Source organism: Microbacterium sp. Root53 (assembly GCF_001426925.1).
Classification (GTDB): domain Bacteria; phylum Actinomycetota; class Actinomycetes; order Actinomycetales; family Microbacteriaceae; genus Microbacterium.
Map to the genome: position 1 here is coordinate 89,698 of NZ_LMFR01000012.1, position 19,789 is coordinate 109,486.

Here is a 19,789-nt window from a genome sequence, read left to right on the forward strand (position 1 = left end):
CGTCTAAGGCGGAGGCCGACGCCGAGCTGGCCCGCGTGCGCGCCGCCGGCTTCGCCGGTCGCACCTGGTACGCGGGCTGGGACGGCAGCTCGGACGCCGCCGGTCACTGGCGCATCAACGTCCTCACGATCGATCCGCGGACGTTCCGCGGCGAGATCGGCGGCACGTACGGCCCGACGCTCGAGACGCGCGAGCGCACCACCTGGCTCGCGGCGCATGAGAACGCGACGGCGGCGGTCAACGCCGGCTTCTTCGTGTTCGACCCGGCCGCCGGAGCCGAGGGCGACCCCGCCGGCGCCGGCGTGTACGACGGCGAGCTCGTGTCGGAGACGATCGGCTCGCGGCCGGTGCTCGTCCTGGACGCGCACGCGGAGCGCACCGACATCACCCGCCCCGTCTGGGAGGGCAGCGTGCGGCTGCCGTCGGGCACGGCGACGCTCGACGGCCCCGACCGGGTCCCCGGCCTGATCCGCAACTGCGGCGGCCTCGGCGACGCGGCCACGGACCTGCCCCTGCACGACGTCACGTGCGTGGACGGGGGCGAGCTGGTCGCGTTCGACGCCGAGTTCGGCGCCCGCACGCCCGCGGGCCCGGGCGCGAGGTGGTCCTCGACGCCGCCGATCGCGTGGTCCGGATCGCCGAGACCCGCGGCACGGCGCTGCGCGAGGGAGAGCGATCGCTCCAGGCCACGGGCGACCGCGTGCGCGAGCTCGACGGCCTGCGCGTCGGCGCGGCCGTGCCCGTGACGCTGAAGCTGACGTCGGAGCGCGGCGCCGATCTCACCCAGCCGGGCATGTCCGTGATCAACGGCGGGCCGCTGCTGCTCGCCGACGGCGAGCACCGCATCACGCAGGCCGCCGACGGGATGGTCCACCCCCGCAACCCCTCGTTCCAGTACGGCTGGGTGCTGCAGCGCAACCCGCGCACGTTCGCGGGCGTGGATGCGGCGGGCCGCACCGTGCTCGTGACGGTGGACGGCCGCCAGGTCGGCGAGCTCGGCCTCTCCATCGCGGAGACGGCCGACGTGGCGAAGGCCCTGGGCCTGGTCGACGCGATCAACCTCGACGGCGGCGGCTCCACGGCCATGGTGATCGAGGACGTGCTGGTCTCGCACCCGTCGGACGCCGCGGGCGAGCGCCCGGTGGGCGACGCGATCTACATCCGCTGATTCCGACGGAGGGCCCGGGCGCTCGGCGCCCGGGCCCTCCGCGTTCCCGTCAAGGGGTCAGTCGCTGGTCGCGGTCGGGACGAGGATCCCGCGCGCGAGCGAGTGGAAGTGACGGTTGAACCCGAGGATCGCGGGGGTCGCATTCTCGGGCAGGTCCAGGTGCTCGACGTCCAGGGCGTCCACGACGAAGAAGTAGCGGTGCACCCCCGTGCCCGGCGGCGGGCCCGCGCCGATGTAGCCGCGGACGCCCTTCTCGTTCGGCAGGACGATGCCCGCGGGGGTCTCGCCCGTCGGGAACGACGAGACGTCCGCCGGGATGTCGTACACGGCCCAGTGCCAGAAGCCGGAGCCGGTCGGGGCGTCGGGGTCGAAGCACGAGAGGGCGAACGACTTCGTGCCCTCCGGGGCACCCGACCAGCTCAGCTGCGGCGAGGTGTCGGAGCCGCCGCCGGCCGCTCCCCACTGCGCCTTCGGAAGCGGCTGGCCGTCGGCGATGTCGGTGCTGGTCAGCGTCAGCGGGGCGAAGTCGCGCAGGGTGGCCAGCTCGGCATACGGGTCGTAAGAGAACATGGGGCCTCCTTCCGCCGCCAGGCTAACGCGGCGCCCGGCGTCGGCGCACCCGGCCGCCGCGGGGCGCACAGGGGATCCATAGCGGGCGCATGGACGGCGCCTGGGGCGGGCCCGTTCGACTGGACCGATGAACACGAACGCATCCGACCAGATCCGCACGTCCGCCCCGACCGCCTCCGCGCGGCTGCGCCGCAGCGTCCCGTTCTGGATCCTCCTCGCCGGGTCGGCCGGCGCGCTCGCCGGCGGCCTCGCGCTGACCTGCCGCGCATCGACACCATGGCCGCCAAGCTGACCGACATGACCGCGACCGGCATCGAGGTCTACGTGGGCCAGGCCTGGATCACCCTGGGCGCCGCGCTCGCCGGCGCGGGCGCGATCGGGCTCGCCCTCGCCCTGGCGCTCGCGGGCGCCGCCGCGCTGGTGCCTGCGCCCGCCCGCACGGACGACGCCGCGGAGGAGTGGACCGACGAGGCGCCGGACCAGGACGCCGCGCCCGAGGGCGCGGGGGCGGACGAGCCGGCGTACGCGGGCGCCCGCGCCTGACCGCTACGCGGCGCCGGCGGAGCCGATCCCCCGGCGCCGCGCCAGGTCGGCGATCGCGGTGACGAGGGCGACCGCGAGGAACCCCGCGACCGCCAGCATGCCGGCCGCGTACGCGTCGTGGTACACGACGATCGCGGCCGCGTGGCCTTTCTCGCGGTACACGGTCGCGTAGAACAGCGAGAGGGCGACGGCCGTGCCGATCGCGGTCCCGACCCGCTGACCCAGCTGGCCGACCGAACCCGCGACGCCCGCCTGCGACCGCGGCACCTCCTCGTACATCAGCGCCTGGTTCGGCGCGATGACGAACCCGGCACCCAGCCCGCCGATCACCATGACCGCCGCCATGATCCAGCCGACGTGCGCGGCCGGCGCGAGGAGCGCGGTGACGATCAGCGCCGCGACCGCGAGCAGCATCACCGCGAGCCCGAGCGCCACGAGACGCCGGCCGTGCCGGGCCACGAGTCGCCCGCCGGCCCACGAGGTGACCGCGCTCGAGAGCGCGAAGCCGACCGTCACGGCCGCGGCCGAGAGCGCAGTCATCCGGACCCCGGTCTGCAGGAAGAGCGTCGTGACGAGGAACATCGCCGGCATGCCGCTGAAGTACGCGGCCCCCACGATGGCGCCGTTGCGGAAGGCCGGGGCGCGGAACAGGTTCGCGGGCAGGAGGGGCGTGCGCCCGCGCGCGGCGTATCGCCGCTCCCACAGGATCAGCAGCCCCAGCAGCGCGGCGAAGGCCGCGAGCGCCCACCACCGCTCGGACGGGTCCTGCGGCGACCCCGTCGTCAGCAGGAACGGCAGCATGAGCGCCACCACCACCCCGCCGAACAGCACGATGCCGACGGGGTCCAGGTCGAGGCGCCGCGCCCCGCCGTCCGACCGCGGCAGCAGCCGCAGCGCGAAGACGATCGCCGCGAGGCAGAGCGGCACGTTCATCCAGAAGATGCCGCGCCAGCCGTCCTGCTCGCCGCCCGCCGCGATGAACAGGCCGCCGACGAGCGGCCCGAACGCGGTCGCCAGCCCGATCGTCGCCCCGAACATCCCGAACGCGCGGCCCTGCGCCGCACCGCGGAAGAGCTGCTGGATGAGCCCCATCACCTGCGGCATGTGGATGCCGGCCGCGACGCCCTGCAGCAGGCGCCCCGCGAGAAGAACCTCGACGTTCGGCGCGAGTCCGCACAGCGCGCTCGCGACCGTGAACAGCGACAGGCCGGCGACGAGCAGGGCGCGTCGCGAGCGCTGGTCGCCGAGCCGGCCCATGGGCACCATCAGCAGCGCGAGCGCGAGCACATAGCCGGACACGACCAGCTGCAGCTCGGTCGGGCCGGCCTCGAGCCCCTGCTCGATCGACGGCAGCGCGACGTTGACCTTCGTCAGATCGAGGATCGTGATGCTCGCGACGCCGGCGCACACCCAGAACGCGGGCCAGGGGCGCGCGTCCGCGTGCTCGGGACCGCTCACGTCAGAACGGCAGCAGCGGGTCGATCGCGACGGCGACGAAGACGAGCGTCAGGTAGGTGATCGAGGCGTGGAAGACGCGCATGGGTCCCGCGACCTCGCCGCGGACCGTGCGGGTGTAGAGGCGGTGCGACTCGTACAGGAACCAGCCGCCGAACACGAGGGCCGACACCGTGTACACCAGCCCCATGCCCGCGACCGGGATCAGCAGCAGCGAGCAGACGACCGTGGCCCACGCGTACAGGATGATCTGCAGCCCGACCTGCGCGCCCGAGCGCGTGGCGCCGAGCATCGGCACGTCGACGTTCTCGTACTGGTCGCTGTACTTCATCGACAGCGGCCAGTAGTGCGGCGGGGTCCACAGGAACACCAGGGCGAACAGGATGAAGGGCGCCCAGTCGAGCGAGTTCGCGACCGCGGCCCATCCGATCAGCACCGGGAAGCAGCCCGCGATGCCGCCCCACACGATGTTCTGCTCGGTGCGGCGCTTGAGGATCATCGTGTAGATCACGACGTAGAAGAAGATCGCGAAGGCCGACAGGAACGCCGTGAGCGGGTTCGTGGTGAGCAGGAACCACGCGGTCGACACGATCGCGAGCGTCCACGCGAACACCAGCGCACTGCGCGGCGAGATCTCGCCCGTCACGATGGGCCGGTTCTCGGTGCGCTGCATGTGCGCGTCGATGTCGCGATCGAGGTACATGTTGAACGCCGCGGCGGCGCCGGCGCTCAGCGAGCCGCCGATCACGGTCGCCAGCACGAGCCACAGGTTCGGCAGCCCGTCCGCGGCGAGGAACATGACCGGCACGGTCGAGACCAGCAGCAGCTCCAGCACGCGCGGCTTGGTCAGCGCCACGTAGGCGCGGATCCGGCGCCCCAGGCCGCTCCTCGTCGTGCGGTCGGCGCCGACGGTCGTCGTGGCCATACCTCTCCTCCCCGCGCCGTGCTTCCGTGCCCGTGCGCGCAGAGGCACAGGCCCCCTCAGTCTAGGGCATCCGTACCCCGCGACCCGGCCGCCGCCGCGCTTCCCCGACGCGTCCTCACGACCGCGGATCGCCGCCCGTGAGCGGAGCGACACGTGCGCGTCACGGCCCCGTCTCAGAGCAGGCGATCGACTGTGTCACGCTCCGTCACGGAGCACGTTCCCGGCTCCTGGCCCGGCGCTATGCTGGGGTCACACGCGCGCCCAGCGCCGGTTGCTTCACCCCGTGCACAGCCCACGGTCCTGCCGAGCGGCCCGCTCGGGCGCACCCCCCACCACGAAAGGGCATCCGGTGACGGAACTGCGTTGGGATGAGATCGACAGGCGCGCCGTGGACACGGCCCGCGCACTTGCTGCGGACGCCGTGGAGAAGGTCGGCAACGGCCACCCGGGCACGGCGATGAGCCTCGCCCCCGCCGCCTACCTGCTGTACCAGCGCGTGATGCGCCACGACCCCGCGGACACGCGCTGGGTGGGTCGCGACCGCTTCATCCTCTCGGCCGGCCACTCGTCGCTGACCCAGTACGTGCAGCTGTACCTCGGCGGCTTCGGCCTCGAGCTCGACGACCTCAAGTCGCTGCGCACGTGGGGCTCGAAGACGCCGGGCCACCCGGAGTACGGGCACACCGACGGCGTCGAGATCACGACCGGCCCGCTGGGCCAGGGCCTCGCGTCGGCGGTCGGCTTCGCGTACGCCGCCCGCTACGAGCGCGGTCTGTTCGACCCCGAGGCGCCGGCGGGCGAGAGCCCGTTCGACCACTTCGTGTACGTGATCGCCGGCGACGGCGACCTCCAGGAGGGCGTGACGGCGGAGGCCGGCTCGCTCGCGGGCCACCAGCAGCTCGGCAACCTGATCGCGATCTACGACTCGAACCAGATCTCGATCGAGGACGACACCGACATCGCCTTCACCGAGGACGTCGCCAAGCGGTACGACGCCTACGGCTGGCACGTGCAGACGGTCGACTGGAAGAAGACCGGCGAGTACGTCGAGGACGTCGCCGCGCTCCACGCCGCGATCGAGGCCGCCAAGGCGGAGACGACCAAGCCGTCGCTCATCATCCTCAAGACGATCATCGGCTGGCCCTCGCCCGGCAAGCAGAACACCGGCAAGATCCACGGCTCGGCTCTGGGCGCCGACGAGCTCGCCGCCACCAAGAAGGTGCTGGGCTTCGACCCCGAGCAGCACTTCGTCGTCGCGGACGACGTCATCGCCCACACGCGCTCGCTCGCCGAGCGCGCCGCCGAGCAGCGCGCCGCGTGGCAGGAGTCGTTCGACGCCTGGGCCGCCGCGAACCCCGAGCGCAAGGCGCTGTTCGACCGCCTGCACGCGGGCGAGCTGCCCGAGGGCGTCGCGGACGCGCTGCCCGTGTTCGAGGCGGGCAAGGACGTCTCGACGCGCGCCGCGTCGGGCCAGGTCATCAACGCGCTCGCGGGCGTGCTCCCCGAGCTGTGGGGCGGATCGGCGGACCTCGCCGAGTCGAACCTCACGACGATCAAGGGCGCCAAGTCGTTCGTGCCCGCCGAGCGGTCGACGCACGAGTGGAGCGGCGACCCCTACGGCCGCGTGCTGCACTTCGGCATCCGCGAGCACGCCATGGGCGCGATCGTCAACGGCATCGTGCTGCACGGCCCGACCCGCGCGTTCGGCGGCACGTTCCTGATCTTCAGCGACTACATGCGCCCGGCCGTCCGCCTGGCCGCGCTGATGAACATCCCCAGCATCTTCGTCTGGACGCACGACTCGGTGGCGCTGGGCGAGGACGGCCCGACCCACCAGCCGATCGAGCAGCTCGCGACGCTCCGCGCGATCCCGAACTTCACGGTCGTGCGCCCCGCGGACGCGAACGAGACCGGCGTGGTGTGGCTCGAGATGCTGCGCCGCCGCGGCGGCCCCGCCGGCATCGCGCTGACGCGTCAGAACATCGCGGTGTTCGAGCGCGGCGAGGGCGAGGCCTCGGGCGACGTGTTCGCGTCGGCCCAGGGCGCCGCCAAGGGCGCGTATGTGCTGGCCGAGGCCCCGAACGGCACCCCGGACGTGATCCTGATCGCCACCGGCTCCGAGGTGCAGCTGGCCGTCAAGGCCCGCGAGACCCTGACCGCCGACGGCGTGAACGCCCGCGTCGTGTCGGCCCCGTCGCTCGAGTGGTTCGCCGAGCAGGACGAGGCGTACCGCGAGAGCGTGCTGCCCTCGTCGGTCAAGGCGCGCGTGTCGGTCGAGGCCGGCTCCGCGCTCACGTGGCGCGGCATCGTCGGCGACGCCGGCCGCTCGGTCGCGATCGACCACTTCGGCGCCTCCGCCGACTACAAGACCCTGTTCGAGAAGTTCGGCATCACCGCCGAGGCCGTCGTCGAGGCGGCGCGCGAGACCCTCAAGGAGAACGCATGACCTCCCCCACCGCCGCGCTCGCCGCTCAGGGCGTCAGCATCTGGCTCGACGATCTGTCGCGCCAGCGCATCACCTCCGGCAACCTGGCCGAGCTGATCGCCGAGAAGAACGTCACGGGCGTCACGACGAACCCGACGATCTTCCAGGGCGCGATCAGCGCGCACATCGGCTACGAGGAGGCCGTCGCGGCCCAGGCCGCCGCCGGCGCGACCGCCGACGAGGCGATCTTCGCGCTCACCACCACCGACGTGCGCGACGCGTGCGACATCTTCCGCCCCGTCTACGACGCCACGAACGGCGTCGACGGCCGCGTTTCGATCGAGGTCTCCCCCGACCTCGCGCACGACACCGAGGCCACAATCGCCCAGGCCAAGGAGCTGCACGCCGCGGTCGGCCGCGAGAACGTGCTGATCAAGATCCCCGCCACCAAGGCCGGCCTGCCGGCGATCACCGAGGTGATCGGCGCGGGCATCAGCGTCAACGTCACGCTCATCTTCAGCCTCGAGCGCTACGACGCGGTCATCGACGCGTACCTCGCGGGCCTCGAGAAGGCGCGCGAGGCGGGCATCGACCTCTCGGGCATCCACTCGGTCGCGTCGTTCTTCGTCTCGCGCGTGGACACCGAGGTCGACAAGCGCCTCGCGGCGATCGGGACCGACGAGGCCAAGGCGCTCGCGGCCCAGGCCGGCCTCGCCAACGCGCGCCTCGCGTACGAGCTGTACGAGAAGCGCTTCGCCGAGGACCGCGCCAAGGAGCTCCTCGCCGCCGGCGCCAACGTGCAGCGTCCGCTGTGGGCGTCCACCGGCGTCAAGGACCCCGCGCTGCCCGACACGCTGTACGTCACGGGCCTCGTCGCGCCCGGCACGGTCAACACGATGCCCGAGAAGACGCTCGAGGCGACGTTCGACCACGCCGAGGTCACGGGCGACACCGTCACGGGCGCGTACGCCGAGGCGCACGAGCTGTTCGAGAAGCTGGCGGCCGTGGGCGTCGACTTCGCCGACGTGACGCAGGTGCTCGAGGACGAGGGTGTCGCCAAGTTCATCGCCTCGTGGCACGACCTGCAGGCGACCGTCGCCGGCGCGCTGAAGGCCGCGGCGAAGGGGTCGGACGCGTGACGTTCTCCATCCGCGTCTCGGGCGCCGCCGAGGCGGCCGTCGCCGCGCACCTGCCGACGCTCATCGGCGACTACGTGGCGTCGAGAATCACCAACCTCGACCCCACCCTGTGGGGCCCGGAAGCCGAGGACGAGGCGTCCAAGCGCCTCGGGTGGGTGCAGGCCGTCTCGGTCTCCCGCCCGCTCGTCCCCGAGATCGTCGCGTTGCGCGAGGAGCTCGCCGCCAAGGGAGTGGACCGCTTCGTGCTCGCGGGCATGGGCGGCTCGTCGCTCGCGCCCGAGGTCATCACCCAGACGGCGGGCGTCGAACTCACCATCCTGGACTCGACCGCCCCGGGCCAGGTGCTCGCGGCCCTGGACGGCGGCCTCGAGCGCACCGCGCTCGTGGTGTCGTCGAAGTCGGGCTCGACCGTCGAGACCGACTCGCAGCGCCGCGTCTTCGAGGCGGCGTTCCGCGACCTGGGCATCGACCCCGCGGAGCGGATCATCGTGGTCACCGACCCGGGATCGCCGCTGGACGAGTCGGCGCGCGCCGCGGGCTACCGCGTGTTCAACGCCGACCCCACGGTCGGCGGCCGCTACTCGGCGCTGACGGCCTTCGGCCTGGTGCCGTCGGGTCTCGCCGGCGCGGACATCGCCGAGCTGCTGGACGAGGCCGAGGCCTCGCTCCTCGAGGTCGCGATCGACGCCCCGGAGAACCCCGCCCTGGTGCTCGGTGCCGCGATCGCCGGCACCCTGACGCCGGACGGGTCCGCACGCCGCGACAAGCTGGGCCTGATCACGGACGGCACCCACATCGTGGGCCTGCCCGACTGGATCGAGCAGCTCATCGCCGAGTCCACCGGCAAGGAGGGCACGGGCATCCTGCCCGTCGTGCTGCTGCCGGTCTCGCCCGAGCTCGAGAGCAAGCCCGCCGACCTGCAGATCGTCCGCCTGGTCGACGACGCCGACGAGGTCGAGCACCGTCACCCGGGCGAGATCCTCGTGAGCGGCACGCTGGGCGCACAGCTCGTGGTGTGGGAGTACGCGACCGCGATCGCCGGACGCATGCTGGGCATCAACCCGTTCGACCAGCCCGACGTGGAGTCGGCCAAGGTCGCGGCGCGAGGTCTGCTGGACGCACGTCCCGAGCCGGTCGCCCCGGCCTTCGTGGAGGCCGGCGTCGAGGTGCGCGTGAGCGACCCGGCGCTGGCCGAGAGCGGCACCATCCAGGGCGTCCTCGACGCGCTGTGGGCGACGCTCCCCGCCGACGGCTACGTCTCCATCCAGGCGTACGTGAACCGCCTCGAGGTGCCGCAGCTGCAGGGCCTGCGCGAGATGGTCGCGGCCGATTCCGGCCGCCCCACCACGTTCGGCTGGGGCCCGCGCTTCCTGCACTCGACCGGTCAGTACCACAAGGGCGGTCCGGCGCAGGGCGTGTTCCTGCAGATCACCGAGCGCACCGAGACCGACGTCGAGATCCCGGGCCGTCCGTTCACGTTCGGCCAGCTGATCGAGGCGCAGGCCGCGGGCGACGCCACGGTGCTCGCCGAGCACGGCCGTCCGGTCGTCACGCTGACGCTCGCCGACCCGCAGGCCGACGTGCTCGCGCTGTTCGAGGCGGCCCAGTGACGGTCGAGGTCTCCCGTGGCGTGAACCCGCTGCGCGATCCGGGCGACCGTCGCCTCAACCGCATCGCCGGGCCCAGCGCGCTCGTGATCTTCGGCGTGACGGGCGACCTGTCGCGCAAGAAGCTCATGCCGGCCGTGTACGACCTGGCCAACCGCGGCCTGCTGCCCCCGGGCTTCGCGCTCGTCGGGTTCGCGCGCCGCGACTGGGAGGACCAGGACTTCGCGCAGGTCGTCCAGGATGCCGTCAAGCAGTACGCGCGCACCGAATACCGCGAGGAGACCTGGCAGCAGCTCGCGGCGGGCATCCGGTTCGTCCAGGGCGAGTTCGACGACCCCGAGGCGTTCCGGCGCCTGCGGGAGACGGTCGACCGCCTGGACGTCGAGCGCGGCACGATGGGGAACCACGCGTTCTACCTGTCGATCCCGCCGAAGGCGTTCCCCGTCGTCGCGCAGCAGCTGCTCGACTCGGGCCTCGTCGACGACAAGCCGGACGACGACCGCTGGCGCCGCGTCGTGATCGAGAAGCCGTTCGGGCACGACCTGGCGTCGGCCCGGGAGCTGAACGACGCGCTCGAGGCCGCGTTCCCCGCCGACTCGATCTTCCGGATCGATCACTACCTCGGCAAGGAGACGGTCCAGAACATCCTGGCCATGCGCTTCGCCAACGAGCTGTACGAGCCGATCTGGAATCGCAGCCACATCGACCACGTGCAGATCACGATGGCCGAGGACATCGGCGTGGGCGGCCGTGCCGGCTACTACGACGGCGTCGGCGCGGCGCGCGACGTGATCCAGAACCACCTGCTGCAGCTGCTCGCGCTCACCGCGATGGAGGAGCCCATCAGCCTCTCCGCCGAGCACCTGCGCGCCGAGAAGGAGAAGGTGCTGGCCGCCGTGCGGCTGCCCGAGGACCTCTCCACGGCGACCGCGCGCGGGCAGTACGCGGGCGGATGGCAGGGCGGCGAGAAGGTCGTCGGCTTCCTCGAGGAGGAGGGCATGAGCCCCGACTCCACGACGGAGACCTACGCGGCCATCAAGCTCGAGATCGCCACGCGCCGCTGGGCGGGCGTGCCGTTCTACGTGCGCACGGGCAAGCGCCTGGGCCGCCGCGTGACCGAGATCGCGGTCGTGTTCAAGCGCGCGCCCGAGCACCTGTTCTCGCGCAGCCAGACGTCCGAGCTGGGTCAGAACGCGCTCGTCATCCGCGTGCAGCCCGACGAGGGCGTCACGATCCGCTTCGGCTCCAAGGTGCCCGGCAACGGCACCCAGGTGCGCGACGTCACGATGGACTTCGGCTACGGCCACGCGTTCACCGAGGCGAGCCCCGAGGCCTACGAGCGCCTCATCCTGGACGTCCTGCTGGGCGACCCGCCGCTGTTCCCGCGGCACGAGGAGGTCGAGCTGTCCTGGCGCATCCTCGACCCCGTCGAGGAGTACTGGGCGTCGCAGGGCGGCCCGCTCGAGCAGTACGACTCCGGCTCGTGGGGCCCGCCCTCGGCGGACGCCCTGCTGGCCCGCGACGGACGCGTCTGGAGGCGCCCATGATCATCGACCTGCCCGACACCACGGTCAGCAAGGTCGCCCGACAGCTGGTCAGCACGCGCGAGGAGGGCGGCGCCGTCGCGCTCGGCCGCGTGCTCACCCTGGTCATCAAGTCGCACCGCGGCTTCGGCGAGGAGGCGATCGAGGCCGCGAACGACGCGTCGCGCGAGCACCCCATGCGCGTGATCGTGCTCGTGACCGACCCCGAGGGCGAGGCGCGCCTGGACGCGCAGATCCGCGTGGGCGGCGACGCCGGCGCGAGCGAGGTCATCGTGCTGCAGGCGTACGGCGACGCGGCGAGCAACGAGCAGACGCTCCTCACGGGCCTGCTCCTGCCCGACGCGCCGGTCGTCGCGTGGTGGCCCGACGAGCCGCCGGCGAGCCCGGGGACGTCGGCCCTCGGCCGCATCGCCCAGCGACGCATCACCGACACGTCGACCGCGCCGTACTCGTCCGACCGCCTCAGCCGCCTGGAGAGCTCCTACACGCCGGGCGACACGGATCTCGCGTGGACCCGCCTGACGCGCTGGCGCGAGCAGCTCGCGGCCGTGCTGGACCAGCCGCCGTACGAGCCGGTCACGGCCGTCTCGGTGCGCGGCGCGTCCACGTCGCCGTCGACCGCGCTGCTCGCGGCCTGGCTCGGCCTGGCGCTCGACCTCCCGGTCGACTGGCAGTACGAGGACCCGGACGTCTGGGACCACGGCATCCACTCCGTGCGCCTGTCGCGCCCGAGCGGAGACATCGTGCTCGAACGCCAGACCGAGTCGACGGCGATGCTCACGCAGCCCGGTCAGCCGGACCACGAGCTGCACCTCCCCCGCCGCTCGCTGCGCGAGTGCATCGCGGAGGAGCTGCGCCGCCTCGACCCGGACGAGCTGTACGGCCGCGTGATCAGCGAGGGCTGGGCGCGCCTGGCCGAGCCGCGGGGGTCCGCATGACCGAGCGCCGCGTGGTCGTGCTGCCCGACAAGGCGCAGCTCGCCGAGGGCGTCGCGAACCGCTTCGTGGGCAAGCTCGCGCAGCTCACGCAGGAAGGCCGCACGGTCCACGTGTCGCTCACGGGCGGCTCGATGGGCTCCGCTGTGCTCGCCGCCACGGCGGAGCACGGCTGGGCGTCGAACATCGACTGGTCCCTCGTGCACTTCTGGTGGAGCGACGAGCGGTTCGTGCCGCGCGGCGACGCCGAGCGCAATGCGGGCCAGGCCCGCGCCGCGCTCCTGGACCGCATCGCCGTGCCGGCGGAGAACATCCACGAGCCCGCGTCGACCGACGACGGAGTCTCGCTGGACGAGGCCGCCGAGGCGTACGCCGCCGAGCTGGCGCGGTTCGGCACGGACGAGCGCCCCTGGCCGGAGTTCGACGTGTGCTTCCTCGGGGTCGGACCCGACGGGCACATCGCGTCCCTGTTCCCCGACCGCGGCGAGGTGCACGTGGCCGACCGGGCCGTCCTGCCCGTGCGCGAGTCCCCCAAGCCGCCGCCGGAGCGGATCACGTTCACGCGTCCCGTGATCAACTCGTCGGTGCGGATCTGGATGGTCGTCGCCGGCGCCGACAAGGCGTCCGCGCTGGGCCTGATGCTCGCGGGCGCCGGATACGCGAGCGTGCCGGCCGCGGGTGCGGAAGGCACGGCGCGCACGGTCGTGTTCGTCGACCAGGACGCGGCCGCGAACGTGCCCGAGGAGCTGATCGACCCGGACTACTGATCCGGAAGACGAGAAAGCCCCCGCCTCACGGCGGGGGCTTTCTCGTGCGTCTCACTGGCCGCGCTTCTCGCGGAGCTTCTGCAGCGCCTCGTCGAGCAGCTGCTCGGCCTCGTCGTCCGTCCGGCGCTCCTTCACGTAGGCGAGGTGCGTCTTGTACGGCTCGTTCTTCGCGACCTCCGGCGGGTTCTCCTTGTCGCGGCCCGCCGGCAGACCCGAGTGCGGGTGGTCGACGATGTCGGGGATCTCCTCCTCGGGCAGGCCGGCGGCGTAGTGGCGCACCGTCTCGTTGCCCAGGGCGTCCCAGTAGCTCACCGAGATCCGGTCGGCGTGGTGCCCGTGGTCCTGCTCGCCCATGGGGCCCGAGCCGACGCGGGTGCCGCGGATCGCGTTGCCTCCGACCGCCACGTCAGATCACCTGGAACTTCGTGACGAGGCCGAGGCCGACGATCGAGAAGAACCACACCAGCGCGAGGACGACCGTGATGATGTTCAGGTTGCGCTCAGCGAGGCCGGAGGATCCCATCGCCTGTGACATGCCGCCGCCGAACATGTCGGACAGTCCGCCGCCGCGCCCCTTGTGGAGCAGGATCAGCAGCGTCAGCAGCAGGCTCGTGAGGCCGAGCAGCACCTGCAGGATGAATTCGATGATCTGCACGGAACAGGCCCTTTCGTGGGTGCGGAACTCGTTACCCGCACGAAGGTTCAGTATACGGGCCGCTCGGCGGCACCCCGGGAGCGGGGCACCGCCGAGCGGGCTGGGCGTCAGACGCCGACGTGCTTCTGGAAGCGGACGATCGCGGCGAACTCGTCGACGATGAGGCTCGCGCCGCCCACCAGGGCGCCGTCCACGTCGGGCTGGCGCATGAAGCTCGCGATGTTCGCGGCCTTGACCGAGCCGCCGTACAGGATGCGCGTGCGCGCGGCCGCGTCCTCGCCGAGCTTGGCCTTGACGACCTCGCGCAGCTTGGCGCAGACCTCCTGGGCCTGCTCGGGGGTCGCGGCCTGGCCCGAGCCGATGGCCCAGACCGGCTCGTACGCCACCACGATGTCGGCCTTCGCCGGAACGCCCTCGAGGGCGATCTCGAGCTGACCCACCGGCACGGCGCTCGCGCCGTGCTTCTCGAGGTCCTCGGCGGTCTCGCCGACGCAGATCACCGGGACGAGCTCATGACGGAGCGCGGCCTGCACCTTGGCGGCCACGACCTCGTCGGTCTCCTGGTGGTAGTCGCGGCGCTCCGAGTGGCCGATGATGACCGACCCGACGTCGAGGCGCTTGAGGAACGCTCCCGAGATCTCGCCCGTGTACGCGCCCGAGTCGTGCGTCGACAGGTCCTGCGCGCCGAGGCCGAACGGGATCTTGTCGGCGTCGATCAGCGTCTGCACGCTGCGCAGGTCGGTGTACGGCGGGAAGACCGTGACGTCGACCGCCTCGAACTCGTGCTTGGCGTCCTTCAGCGCCCAGTGCAGCTTCTGCACGAAGGCGACCGCCTGCAGGTGGTCGAGGTTCATCTTCCAGTTGCCCGCGATCAGCGGGGTGCGGGTGCTCACGCCCATCCGAGGACCTCCAGTCCGGGGAGCTTCTTGCCCTCGAGGAACTCGAGGCTGGCGCCGCCGCCGGTCGAGATGTGACCGAAGCGGTCGTCGTCGAAGCCGAGCTGACGGACGGCCGCGGCGGAGTCGCCGCCGCCGACGACGCTCAGGCCGTCGACCTCGGTGAGGGCCTGCGCGACGGCCTTGGTGCCGGCCGCGAACGGCGCGAGCTCGAACACGCCCATGGGGCCGTTCCAGAACACGGTCTTGGAGCCGCGCACGGCCTCCGCGAACGCGGCCGCGCTGTCGGGACCGATGTCGAGGCCGAGACCCGAGGCGCCGAAGGGCGTCTCCTCGATCGCGTCGGCCGCAGTCACCACGTGCTCCGCGTCGGCGCCGAACTTCGACGCCACGACGATGTCGGTCGGGAGCACCAGCTCCACGCCCTTCTCCTCCGCCTGGCGGATGTAGCCGCGGACGGTGTCGAGCTGGTCCTCCTCGAGGAGACTCGAGCCCACCTTGTGGCCCTGGGCCGCGAGGAACGTGAACAGCATGCCGCCGCCGATCAGCAGACGGTCGACGCGCGGCAGCAGGTGGTCGATCACGCCGAGCTTGTCGGAGACCTTGGAGCCGCCCAGCACGACCGTGTAGGGACGCTCGGGCGTCTCGGTGAGGCGGTCGAGCACGTCGAGCTCGGCCGCGATCAGCAGGCCGGCGGCGCTCGGGAGCAGCTCGGCCAGGTCGTAGACGCTCGCCTGCTTGCGGTGCACGACGCCGAAGCCGTCCGAGACCATCACGTCGCCCAGCTCCGCGAGCTGCTCCGCGAACGCGCGGCGCGCGGCGTCGTCCTTGGCGGTCTCGCCCGCGTTGAAGCGCAGGTTCTCGAGCACGGCGATGTCACCGTCCTCGAGGGCCGCGACCGCCTCGTGCGCCGACTCGCCCACGGTGTCGCGCGCGAAGGCGACGGGCTTGCCGAGCAGTTCGGACAGGCGCTGCGCGACGGGCGCGAGGCTGTACTGCGGGTCGGGGGCGCCGTCGGGGCGGCCCAGGTGGGAGCACACGACGACGCGGGCGCCCGCATTGATCAGTGCGTTGAGAGTGGGGAGCGAGGCGCGCACGCGGCCGTCGTCCGTGATCTGGCCGTCCTTGAGAGGAACGTTGAGGTCGCACCGCACGATGACGCGCTTGCCGGCGACCGAACCGAGGGATTCGAGAGTTCGCAGAGACATCGGTCCGACTCTACCGCGCCCGCGGGGACGACGAAGGCCCGCCGGATCACCGACGGGCCCTCGTGCGACGGGTGTGGGTCAGAGACGCTCGCCCACGTACTCCGCGAGGTCGACGAGGCGGTTCGAGTAGCCCCACTCGTTGTCGTACCAGGCCGAGACCTTGGCGAGGTTGCCGGCGACGCTCGTCAGGCCCGAGTCGAAGATCGACGAGAACGGGTTCTGCTGGATGTCGCTCGAGACCAGCGGGTCCTCCGAGTACTGCAGGATGCCGTTGAGGCGACCCTCGGCGGCGGCCGCCTTGTACGCCTCGTTGATCTCCTCCTTCGTCAGGCCCTCCTTGGTGATCAGCGTGAGGTCCACGATCGAGCCGGTGGGAACCGGGACGCGGTAGCTGGTGCCGTCGAGCTTGCCGTTGAGCTCGGGCAGCACGAGGCCGATCGCCTTCGCGGCGCCGGTCGAGGTCGGAACGATGTTGATCGCGGCGGCGCGCGCGCGACGCAGGTCGCTGTGCGGGCCGTCCTGGAGGTTCTGGTCGGCCGTGTACGCGTGCGCGGTCATCATGAAGCCGCGCTCGATGCCGAACGCGTCGTTGAAGACCTTGGCGAGGGGCGCGAGGGCGTTGGTGGTGCACGACGCGTTCGAGATGACGTGGTCGTTCTCGGGGTCGTAGCTCTCCTCGTTCACGCCCATGACGAAGGTGGGCGCCGGGCCGCTGGCAGGGGCCGAGATGAGGACCTTCTTCGCGCCGGCGGCGAGGTGCTTGGCGGCGTCGTCGGGCTTCGTGAAGCGACCGGTCGACTCGATGACGATGTCGGCGCCGATCTCGCCCCACGGCAGCGCCGCGGGGTCGCGCTCGGCGAAGGCCTTGATGACCTTGCCGTCGACCGTGATCGACTGCTCGTCGTAGGTCACGTCCTTGCCGAGCGGGCCGCCGACCGAGTCGTACTTGAGCAGCTGCGCGAGCGCCTTGTTGTCGGTGAGATCGTTGACACCCACGATCTCGAAGTCCGCGCCCTGAGCGAGGGCGGCGCGGACGAAGTTGCGGCCGATGCGGCCGAAGCCGTTGATTCCGATCCTGACGGACACTGAGGTCTCCTGTGGGTCATGCGCGCGGGGAGCGCGCGGTGGGGTGGTGACGGTGCCGGTCCCGGCGGGCACGCACCCCGCCGGGACCACCGTCGGTCAGCCGGCGACGAGCAGGCCGGCGGTCTTCTCGCGGGCGGCGTCGAAGCGGGCGGACACATCCTGCCAGTTGGCGATGTTCCAGAACGCCTTGACGTACTCCGCCTTCACGTTGAGGTAGTCGAGGTAGAACGCGTGCTCCCACATGTCGAGCATGAGGAGCGGCGTGAGGCCCAGCGGCACGTTGGCCTGCTGGTCGAACAGCTGGAAGATCGAGAGGCGCCGGCCGATGGCGTCCCACGCGAGGACCGACCAGCCCGAGCCCTGGATGCCGTTCGCGACGGCCGCGAAGTGGGCCTGGAACGCGGCGAACGAGCCGAACTGGTCGGCGATCGCGGCGGCCAGCTCGCCCTCGGGCTCCCCGCCGCCGTTGGGCGACAGGTTGTTCCAGAAGATCGTGTGGTTGGTGTGTCCGCCGAGGTGGAAGGCGAGGTCCTTCTCGAGCTTGTTCACGTTGGCGAAGTCACCGCTCTCGCGGGCGGCGGCGAGCTGCTCGAGAGCCGTGTTGGCGCCGGCGACGTAGGCCGCGTGGTGCTTGTCGTGGTGCAGCTCCATGATCTTGCCGCTGATGTGAGGCTCGAGGGCCGCGTAGTCGTAAGGCAGGTCGGGGAGGGTGTAGACAGCCATGCGATGATCCCATCCGCGCCGCGGCAACGGCGCTATCGGTGTACCTCCACGTCGCTCGCGCGACGGGACCGGACGATCCTCATCCTAGTGACGCTCGGAGAGGTCGGCTCGCCCGCGTCCTCGATATGACGTCCGGGGCTCAGCTGCCGGCGGGCACCGCGGACTCGGTGCCGGGGATGCCATCCTGCTCGGCGCGCTTGTCGGCCATCGCGAGCAGGCGGCGGATACGACCCGCCACGGCGTCCTTCGTGAGCGGCGGCTCGGCGTGGTGCCCGAGCTCGTCGAGGCTCGCGTCGCGGTGCGCGAGGCGCAGCTCGCCGGCCTGCTTCAGGTGCGGCGGCACCTCGTCGCCGAGGATCTCGAGCGCGCGCTCCACGCGGGCGCAGGCCGCGACGGCGGCCTGGGCCGAGCGGCGCAGGTTGGCGTCGTCGAAGTTCACGAGGCGGTTGACGCCGGCGCGCACCTCGCGGCGCTGGCGGAGCTGGTCCCATTCGGCCGCGGTCTGGCCGGCGCCCATGGCGATCAGCATGCCGCGGATGCCCTCGGCCTCGCGCACCACGACGCGCGGCACGCCGCGGACCTCGCGCGCCTTGGCGCCGATGCCGATGCGGTGGGCGGCGCCGACGAGCGCCATGCCGGCCTCGCCGGTCGGGCAGGCGATCTCGAGCGACGCCGAGCGGCCGGGCTCCGACAGGCTGCCCGACGCGAGGAACGCGCCGCGCCACACGGCGGCGAGGTCGTCGCGGGAGCCGGTCGTGAGGCGGTTCGGGAGGCCGCGGACCGGGCGGCGGCGGACGTCGAGCAGGCCGGTCTGACGCGCGAGGGTCTCGCCCCCGTCGACGACGCGGACCGCGAAGAACTCGCCCTCGCGGCTGCCCGACCCCTGGACGCGGGCCAGCTCCGGGCGGACGCCGTAGATCTCGGCGATGTCGCGGGCCGTGCGGCGCGCGAGATCGGGGGTGTCCACCTCGGCCTCGACCGCCACGCGGCCGGCGATCGAGTGCAGTCCGCCCGCGAAGCGCAGCAGGGCGGTGAGCTCCGCCACTCGCACCGTCGGACGCGGATCGCGCACCGCGACCAGCTCGGCCTTGACATCGGCGGTCAGTGACACCGTTCTCCCCACTTCTCGGACTGCGACGCCATCCCCTGGCGCGATGGATCAGCCTACCTGGCGGGACCCGCCCGCGCCCCGGGGCTGTCTCTCAGCCGGACGCGCTACCGGTGGATCCGCGCGGCCCTACTCACGCCCCAGATCCCGGTGGCGCACGCGCACGGCGACGCCCGGGACGTCCTTGAGGCGGTCCGCGAGCGCGACCGCCATCGCGACCGAGCGGTGCTTTCCGCCGGTGCAGCCGACGGCGACGGTCGAGTGGCGCTTGTTCTCGCGCTGGTAGCCGGCCAGCACCGGCCGCAGCGCGACGGCGTAGGCGTCGAGGAACTCGGAGGCGCCCTCCTGCTCGAGGACGTAGCGGGAGACCTCGGCGTCCTCGCCGGTCTGGCCGCGCAGCTCGTCGATCCAGAACGGGTTCGGCAGGAACCGCATGTCGGCGACGAGGTCGGCGTCGGGCGGCACGCCGTACTTGAACCCGAAGCTCTGGACGGTCACCACGTGGGCCGGGGCCTCGGCGTCGGCGAACAGGTCGCTCACCCGGTTGGCGAGCTGGTGCACGTTGAAGGTCGACGTGTCGATGATCACGTCGGCGCTCTCCCGCAGCGGCGCCAGGAGCCCGCGCTCGCGACGGATGCCGTCGACGATCGTCCCGTTGCCCTGCAGCGGATGCGGGCGCCGGACGGCCTCGAACCGGCGCACCAGCACGTCGTCCGCCGCATCCAGGAACACCACGCGCAGGTTGCTGCTGTCGCGGATCGCCTGCGCCTCGGCCGGGAGCTCGGCGAAGAGGTCGCGCCCGCGCACGTCCACGACCGCGGCGACCCGGGGCAGCCGCCCGCCGAGCCGGCCCGCGAGGTCGAGAAGCGGCCGCAGCATCTGCGGCGGGAGGTTGTCGACGACGTACCAGTCGAGATCCTCGAGCGCGTTCGCCACGGTCGAGCGGCCGGCTCCGGACATGCCGGTGACGATCAGCACCTCTCCCGTGCCGGCGGGGTCCTCGCGCGCCTCGGCGTCGTCGATCATCTCGTCAAG

21 protein-coding genes are annotated in these 19,789 nt (G+C 72.4%); 10 read left to right on the forward strand and 11 right to left on the reverse strand.

The features are described 5' to 3' along the window. The first annotated feature begins 35 nt into the window (after window positions 1–35). Together ASD19_RS14755 and ASD19_RS13995 are read left to right on the forward strand one after the other, a co-directional pair. Window positions 36–746 (forward strand): hypothetical protein, encoded by a 711-nt coding sequence (locus ASD19_RS14755; RefSeq protein ID WP_055989412.1) that lies wholly within the window; start codon window positions 36–38, stop codon window positions 744–746. Next, window positions 659–1,168: a phosphodiester glycosidase family protein gene (locus tag ASD19_RS13995; protein WP_442922522.1), complete on the forward strand. Its 510-nt coding sequence runs from the start codon at window positions 659–661 to the stop codon at window positions 1,166–1,168. The genes ASD19_RS14755 and ASD19_RS13995 overlap by 88 nt, the downstream gene beginning before the upstream one ends. A 57-nt stretch (window positions 1,169–1,225) precedes the next feature. Here the strand turns inward: ASD19_RS13995 and ASD19_RS05330 are convergent, their stop codons facing one another. Beyond that, window positions 1,226–1,738: a YbhB/YbcL family Raf kinase inhibitor-like protein gene (locus ASD19_RS05330; RefSeq protein WP_055989415.1), complete on the reverse strand. Its 513-nt coding sequence runs from the start codon at window positions 1,736–1,738 to the stop codon at window positions 1,226–1,228. Between the two features lie 127 nt (window positions 1,739–1,865). Here ASD19_RS05330 and ASD19_RS14305 point away from each other — a divergent pair, with 127 nt between their 5' ends. Beyond that, window positions 1,866–2,030, forward strand: a complete 165-nt coding sequence (locus ASD19_RS14305) for a hypothetical protein (RefSeq protein ID WP_156377118.1) — start codon at window positions 1,866–1,868, stop codon at window positions 2,028–2,030. After that, on the forward strand, window positions 2,015–2,281 hold the full coding sequence (locus ASD19_RS05335; RefSeq protein WP_055989418.1) for a hypothetical protein: 267 nt from the start codon (window positions 2,015–2,017) through the stop codon (window positions 2,279–2,281). Before ASD19_RS14305 ends, ASD19_RS05335 begins: the two co-directional genes overlap by 16 nt. A gap of 3 nt (window positions 2,282–2,284) precedes the next feature. Here ASD19_RS05335 and ASD19_RS05340 read toward each other — a convergent pair whose 3' ends face one another. Both ASD19_RS05340 and ASD19_RS05345 read right to left on the reverse strand, forming a co-directional pair. Next, complete coding sequence (locus ASD19_RS05340; RefSeq protein WP_055989421.1) at window positions 2,285–3,739, reverse strand: MFS transporter; 1,455 nt, start codon at window positions 3,737–3,739, stop codon at window positions 2,285–2,287. Between the two features lies 1 nt (window position 3,740). Continuing rightward, window positions 3,741–4,661, reverse strand: coding sequence for a heme o synthase (locus ASD19_RS05345; protein WP_055989424.1), 921 nt, complete (start codon window positions 4,659–4,661; stop codon window positions 3,741–3,743). 349 nt (window positions 4,662–5,010) lie between these two features. Here ASD19_RS05345 and tkt point away from each other — a divergent pair, with 349 nt between their 5' ends. The 6 genes from tkt to pgl are packed head-to-tail and all read left to right on the forward strand — an operon-like array spanning window position 5,011 to window position 13,078. Next, a complete protein-coding gene (gene tkt / locus ASD19_RS05350) occupies window positions 5,011–7,107 on the forward strand; it encodes a transketolase (RefSeq protein WP_055989428.1) in 2,097 nt (698 codons plus the stop codon). Continuing rightward, a complete protein-coding gene (gene tal / locus ASD19_RS05355; protein ID WP_055989431.1) occupies window positions 7,104–8,225 on the forward strand; it encodes a transaldolase in 1,122 nt (373 codons plus the stop codon). Before tkt ends, tal begins: the two co-directional genes overlap by 4 nt. Continuing rightward, on the forward strand, window positions 8,222–9,835 hold the full coding sequence (locus tag ASD19_RS05360; RefSeq protein WP_055989434.1) for a glucose-6-phosphate isomerase: 1,614 nt from the start codon (window positions 8,222–8,224) through the stop codon (window positions 9,833–9,835). Before tal ends, ASD19_RS05360 begins: the two co-directional genes overlap by 4 nt. Next, window positions 9,832–11,379: a glucose-6-phosphate dehydrogenase gene (gene zwf, locus ASD19_RS05365; RefSeq protein WP_055989437.1), complete on the forward strand. Its 1,548-nt coding sequence runs from the start codon at window positions 9,832–9,834 to the stop codon at window positions 11,377–11,379. Before ASD19_RS05360 ends, zwf begins: the two co-directional genes overlap by 4 nt. Continuing rightward, entirely contained in the window at window positions 11,376–12,314 is a 939-nt protein-coding gene (locus tag ASD19_RS05370; RefSeq protein WP_055989440.1) for a glucose-6-phosphate dehydrogenase assembly protein OpcA, read from the forward strand. The genes zwf and ASD19_RS05370 overlap by 4 nt, the downstream gene beginning before the upstream one ends. After that, window positions 12,311–13,078, forward strand: coding sequence for a 6-phosphogluconolactonase (pgl, locus tag ASD19_RS05375; protein WP_055989443.1), 768 nt, complete (start codon window positions 12,311–12,313; stop codon window positions 13,076–13,078). The genes ASD19_RS05370 and pgl overlap by 4 nt, the downstream gene beginning before the upstream one ends. Window positions 13,079–13,129: 51 nt before the next feature. Here the strand turns inward: pgl and ASD19_RS05380 are convergent, their stop codons facing one another. The 8 genes from ASD19_RS05380 to rapZ all read right to left on the reverse strand — a co-directional run bounded on the left by ASD19_RS05380 (window position 13,130) and on the right by rapZ (window position 19,780). Further along, entirely contained in the window at window positions 13,130–13,483 is a 354-nt protein-coding gene (locus tag ASD19_RS05380; protein ID WP_055989446.1) for an RNA polymerase-binding protein RbpA, read from the reverse strand. Window position 13,484: 1 nt separating this feature from the next. Then, a complete protein-coding gene (gene secG / locus ASD19_RS05385) occupies window positions 13,485–13,733 on the reverse strand; it encodes a preprotein translocase subunit SecG (protein WP_055989449.1) in 249 nt (82 codons plus the stop codon). A 107-nt stretch (window positions 13,734–13,840) separates the two neighbouring features. Continuing rightward, window positions 13,841–14,632, reverse strand: a complete 792-nt coding sequence (gene tpiA / locus ASD19_RS05390; RefSeq protein ID WP_055989452.1) for a triose-phosphate isomerase — start codon at window positions 14,630–14,632, stop codon at window positions 13,841–13,843. Then, window positions 14,623–15,837: a phosphoglycerate kinase gene (locus ASD19_RS05395; RefSeq protein WP_055989455.1), complete on the reverse strand. Its 1,215-nt coding sequence runs from the start codon at window positions 15,835–15,837 to the stop codon at window positions 14,623–14,625. The genes tpiA and ASD19_RS05395 overlap by 10 nt, the downstream gene beginning before the upstream one ends. 78 nt (window positions 15,838–15,915) lie before the next feature. Then, window positions 15,916–16,923, reverse strand: a complete 1,008-nt coding sequence (gap, locus tag ASD19_RS05400) for a type I glyceraldehyde-3-phosphate dehydrogenase (RefSeq protein ID WP_055989458.1) — start codon at window positions 16,921–16,923, stop codon at window positions 15,916–15,918. 96 nt (window positions 16,924–17,019) lie between these two features. Then, the gene (locus tag ASD19_RS05405; protein ID WP_055989461.1) at window positions 17,020–17,646 is read right to left on the reverse strand and encodes a superoxide dismutase; all 627 of its coding nucleotides are present in this window, start codon (window positions 17,644–17,646) and stop codon (window positions 17,020–17,022) included. A gap of 139 nt (window positions 17,647–17,785) precedes the next feature. Continuing rightward, on the reverse strand, window positions 17,786–18,757 hold the full coding sequence (whiA, locus tag ASD19_RS05410) for a DNA-binding protein WhiA (protein WP_055989464.1): 972 nt from the start codon (window positions 18,755–18,757) through the stop codon (window positions 17,786–17,788). A gap of 126 nt (window positions 18,758–18,883) precedes the next feature. Then, window positions 18,884–19,780 (reverse strand): RNase adapter RapZ, encoded by an 897-nt coding sequence (rapZ, locus tag ASD19_RS05415; RefSeq protein ID WP_055989466.1) that lies wholly within the window; start codon window positions 19,778–19,780, stop codon window positions 18,884–18,886. Window positions 19,781–19,789: the final 9 nt, after the last annotated feature.

Coding starts and splice junctions, on each gene's coding strand:
- tpiA (WP_055989452.1), bottom strand. CDS start 14,632: ATGGGCGTGAGCACCCGCACCCCGCTGATCGCGGGCAACTGGAAGATG.
- ASD19_RS05330 (WP_055989415.1), bottom strand. CDS start 1,738: ATGTTCTCTTACGACCCGTATGCCGAGCTGGCCACCCTGCGCGACTTC.
- pgl (WP_055989443.1), top strand. CDS start 12,311: ATGACCGAGCGCCGCGTGGTCGTGCTGCCCGACAAGGCGCAGCTCGCC.
- ASD19_RS05370 (WP_055989440.1), top strand. CDS start 11,376: ATGATCATCGACCTGCCCGACACCACGGTCAGCAAGGTCGCCCGACAG.
- ASD19_RS05345 (WP_055989424.1), bottom strand. CDS start 4,661: ATGGCCACGACGACCGTCGGCGCCGACCGCACGACGAGGAGCGGCCTG.
- tal (WP_055989431.1), top strand. CDS start 7,104: ATGACCTCCCCCACCGCCGCGCTCGCCGCTCAGGGCGTCAGCATCTGG.
- ASD19_RS05335 (WP_055989418.1), top strand. CDS start 2,015: ATGGCCGCCAAGCTGACCGACATGACCGCGACCGGCATCGAGGTCTAC.
- ASD19_RS14305 (WP_156377118.1), top strand. CDS start 1,866: ATGAACACGAACGCATCCGACCAGATCCGCACGTCCGCCCCGACCGCC.
- ASD19_RS05395 (WP_055989455.1), bottom strand. CDS start 15,837: ATGTCTCTGCGAACTCTCGAATCCCTCGGTTCGGTCGCCGGCAAGCGC.
- ASD19_RS05405 (WP_055989461.1), bottom strand. CDS start 17,646: ATGGCTGTCTACACCCTCCCCGACCTGCCTTACGACTACGCGGCCCTC.
- rapZ (WP_055989466.1), bottom strand. CDS start 19,780: ATGATCGACGACGCCGAGGCGCGCGAGGACCCCGCCGGCACGGGAGAG.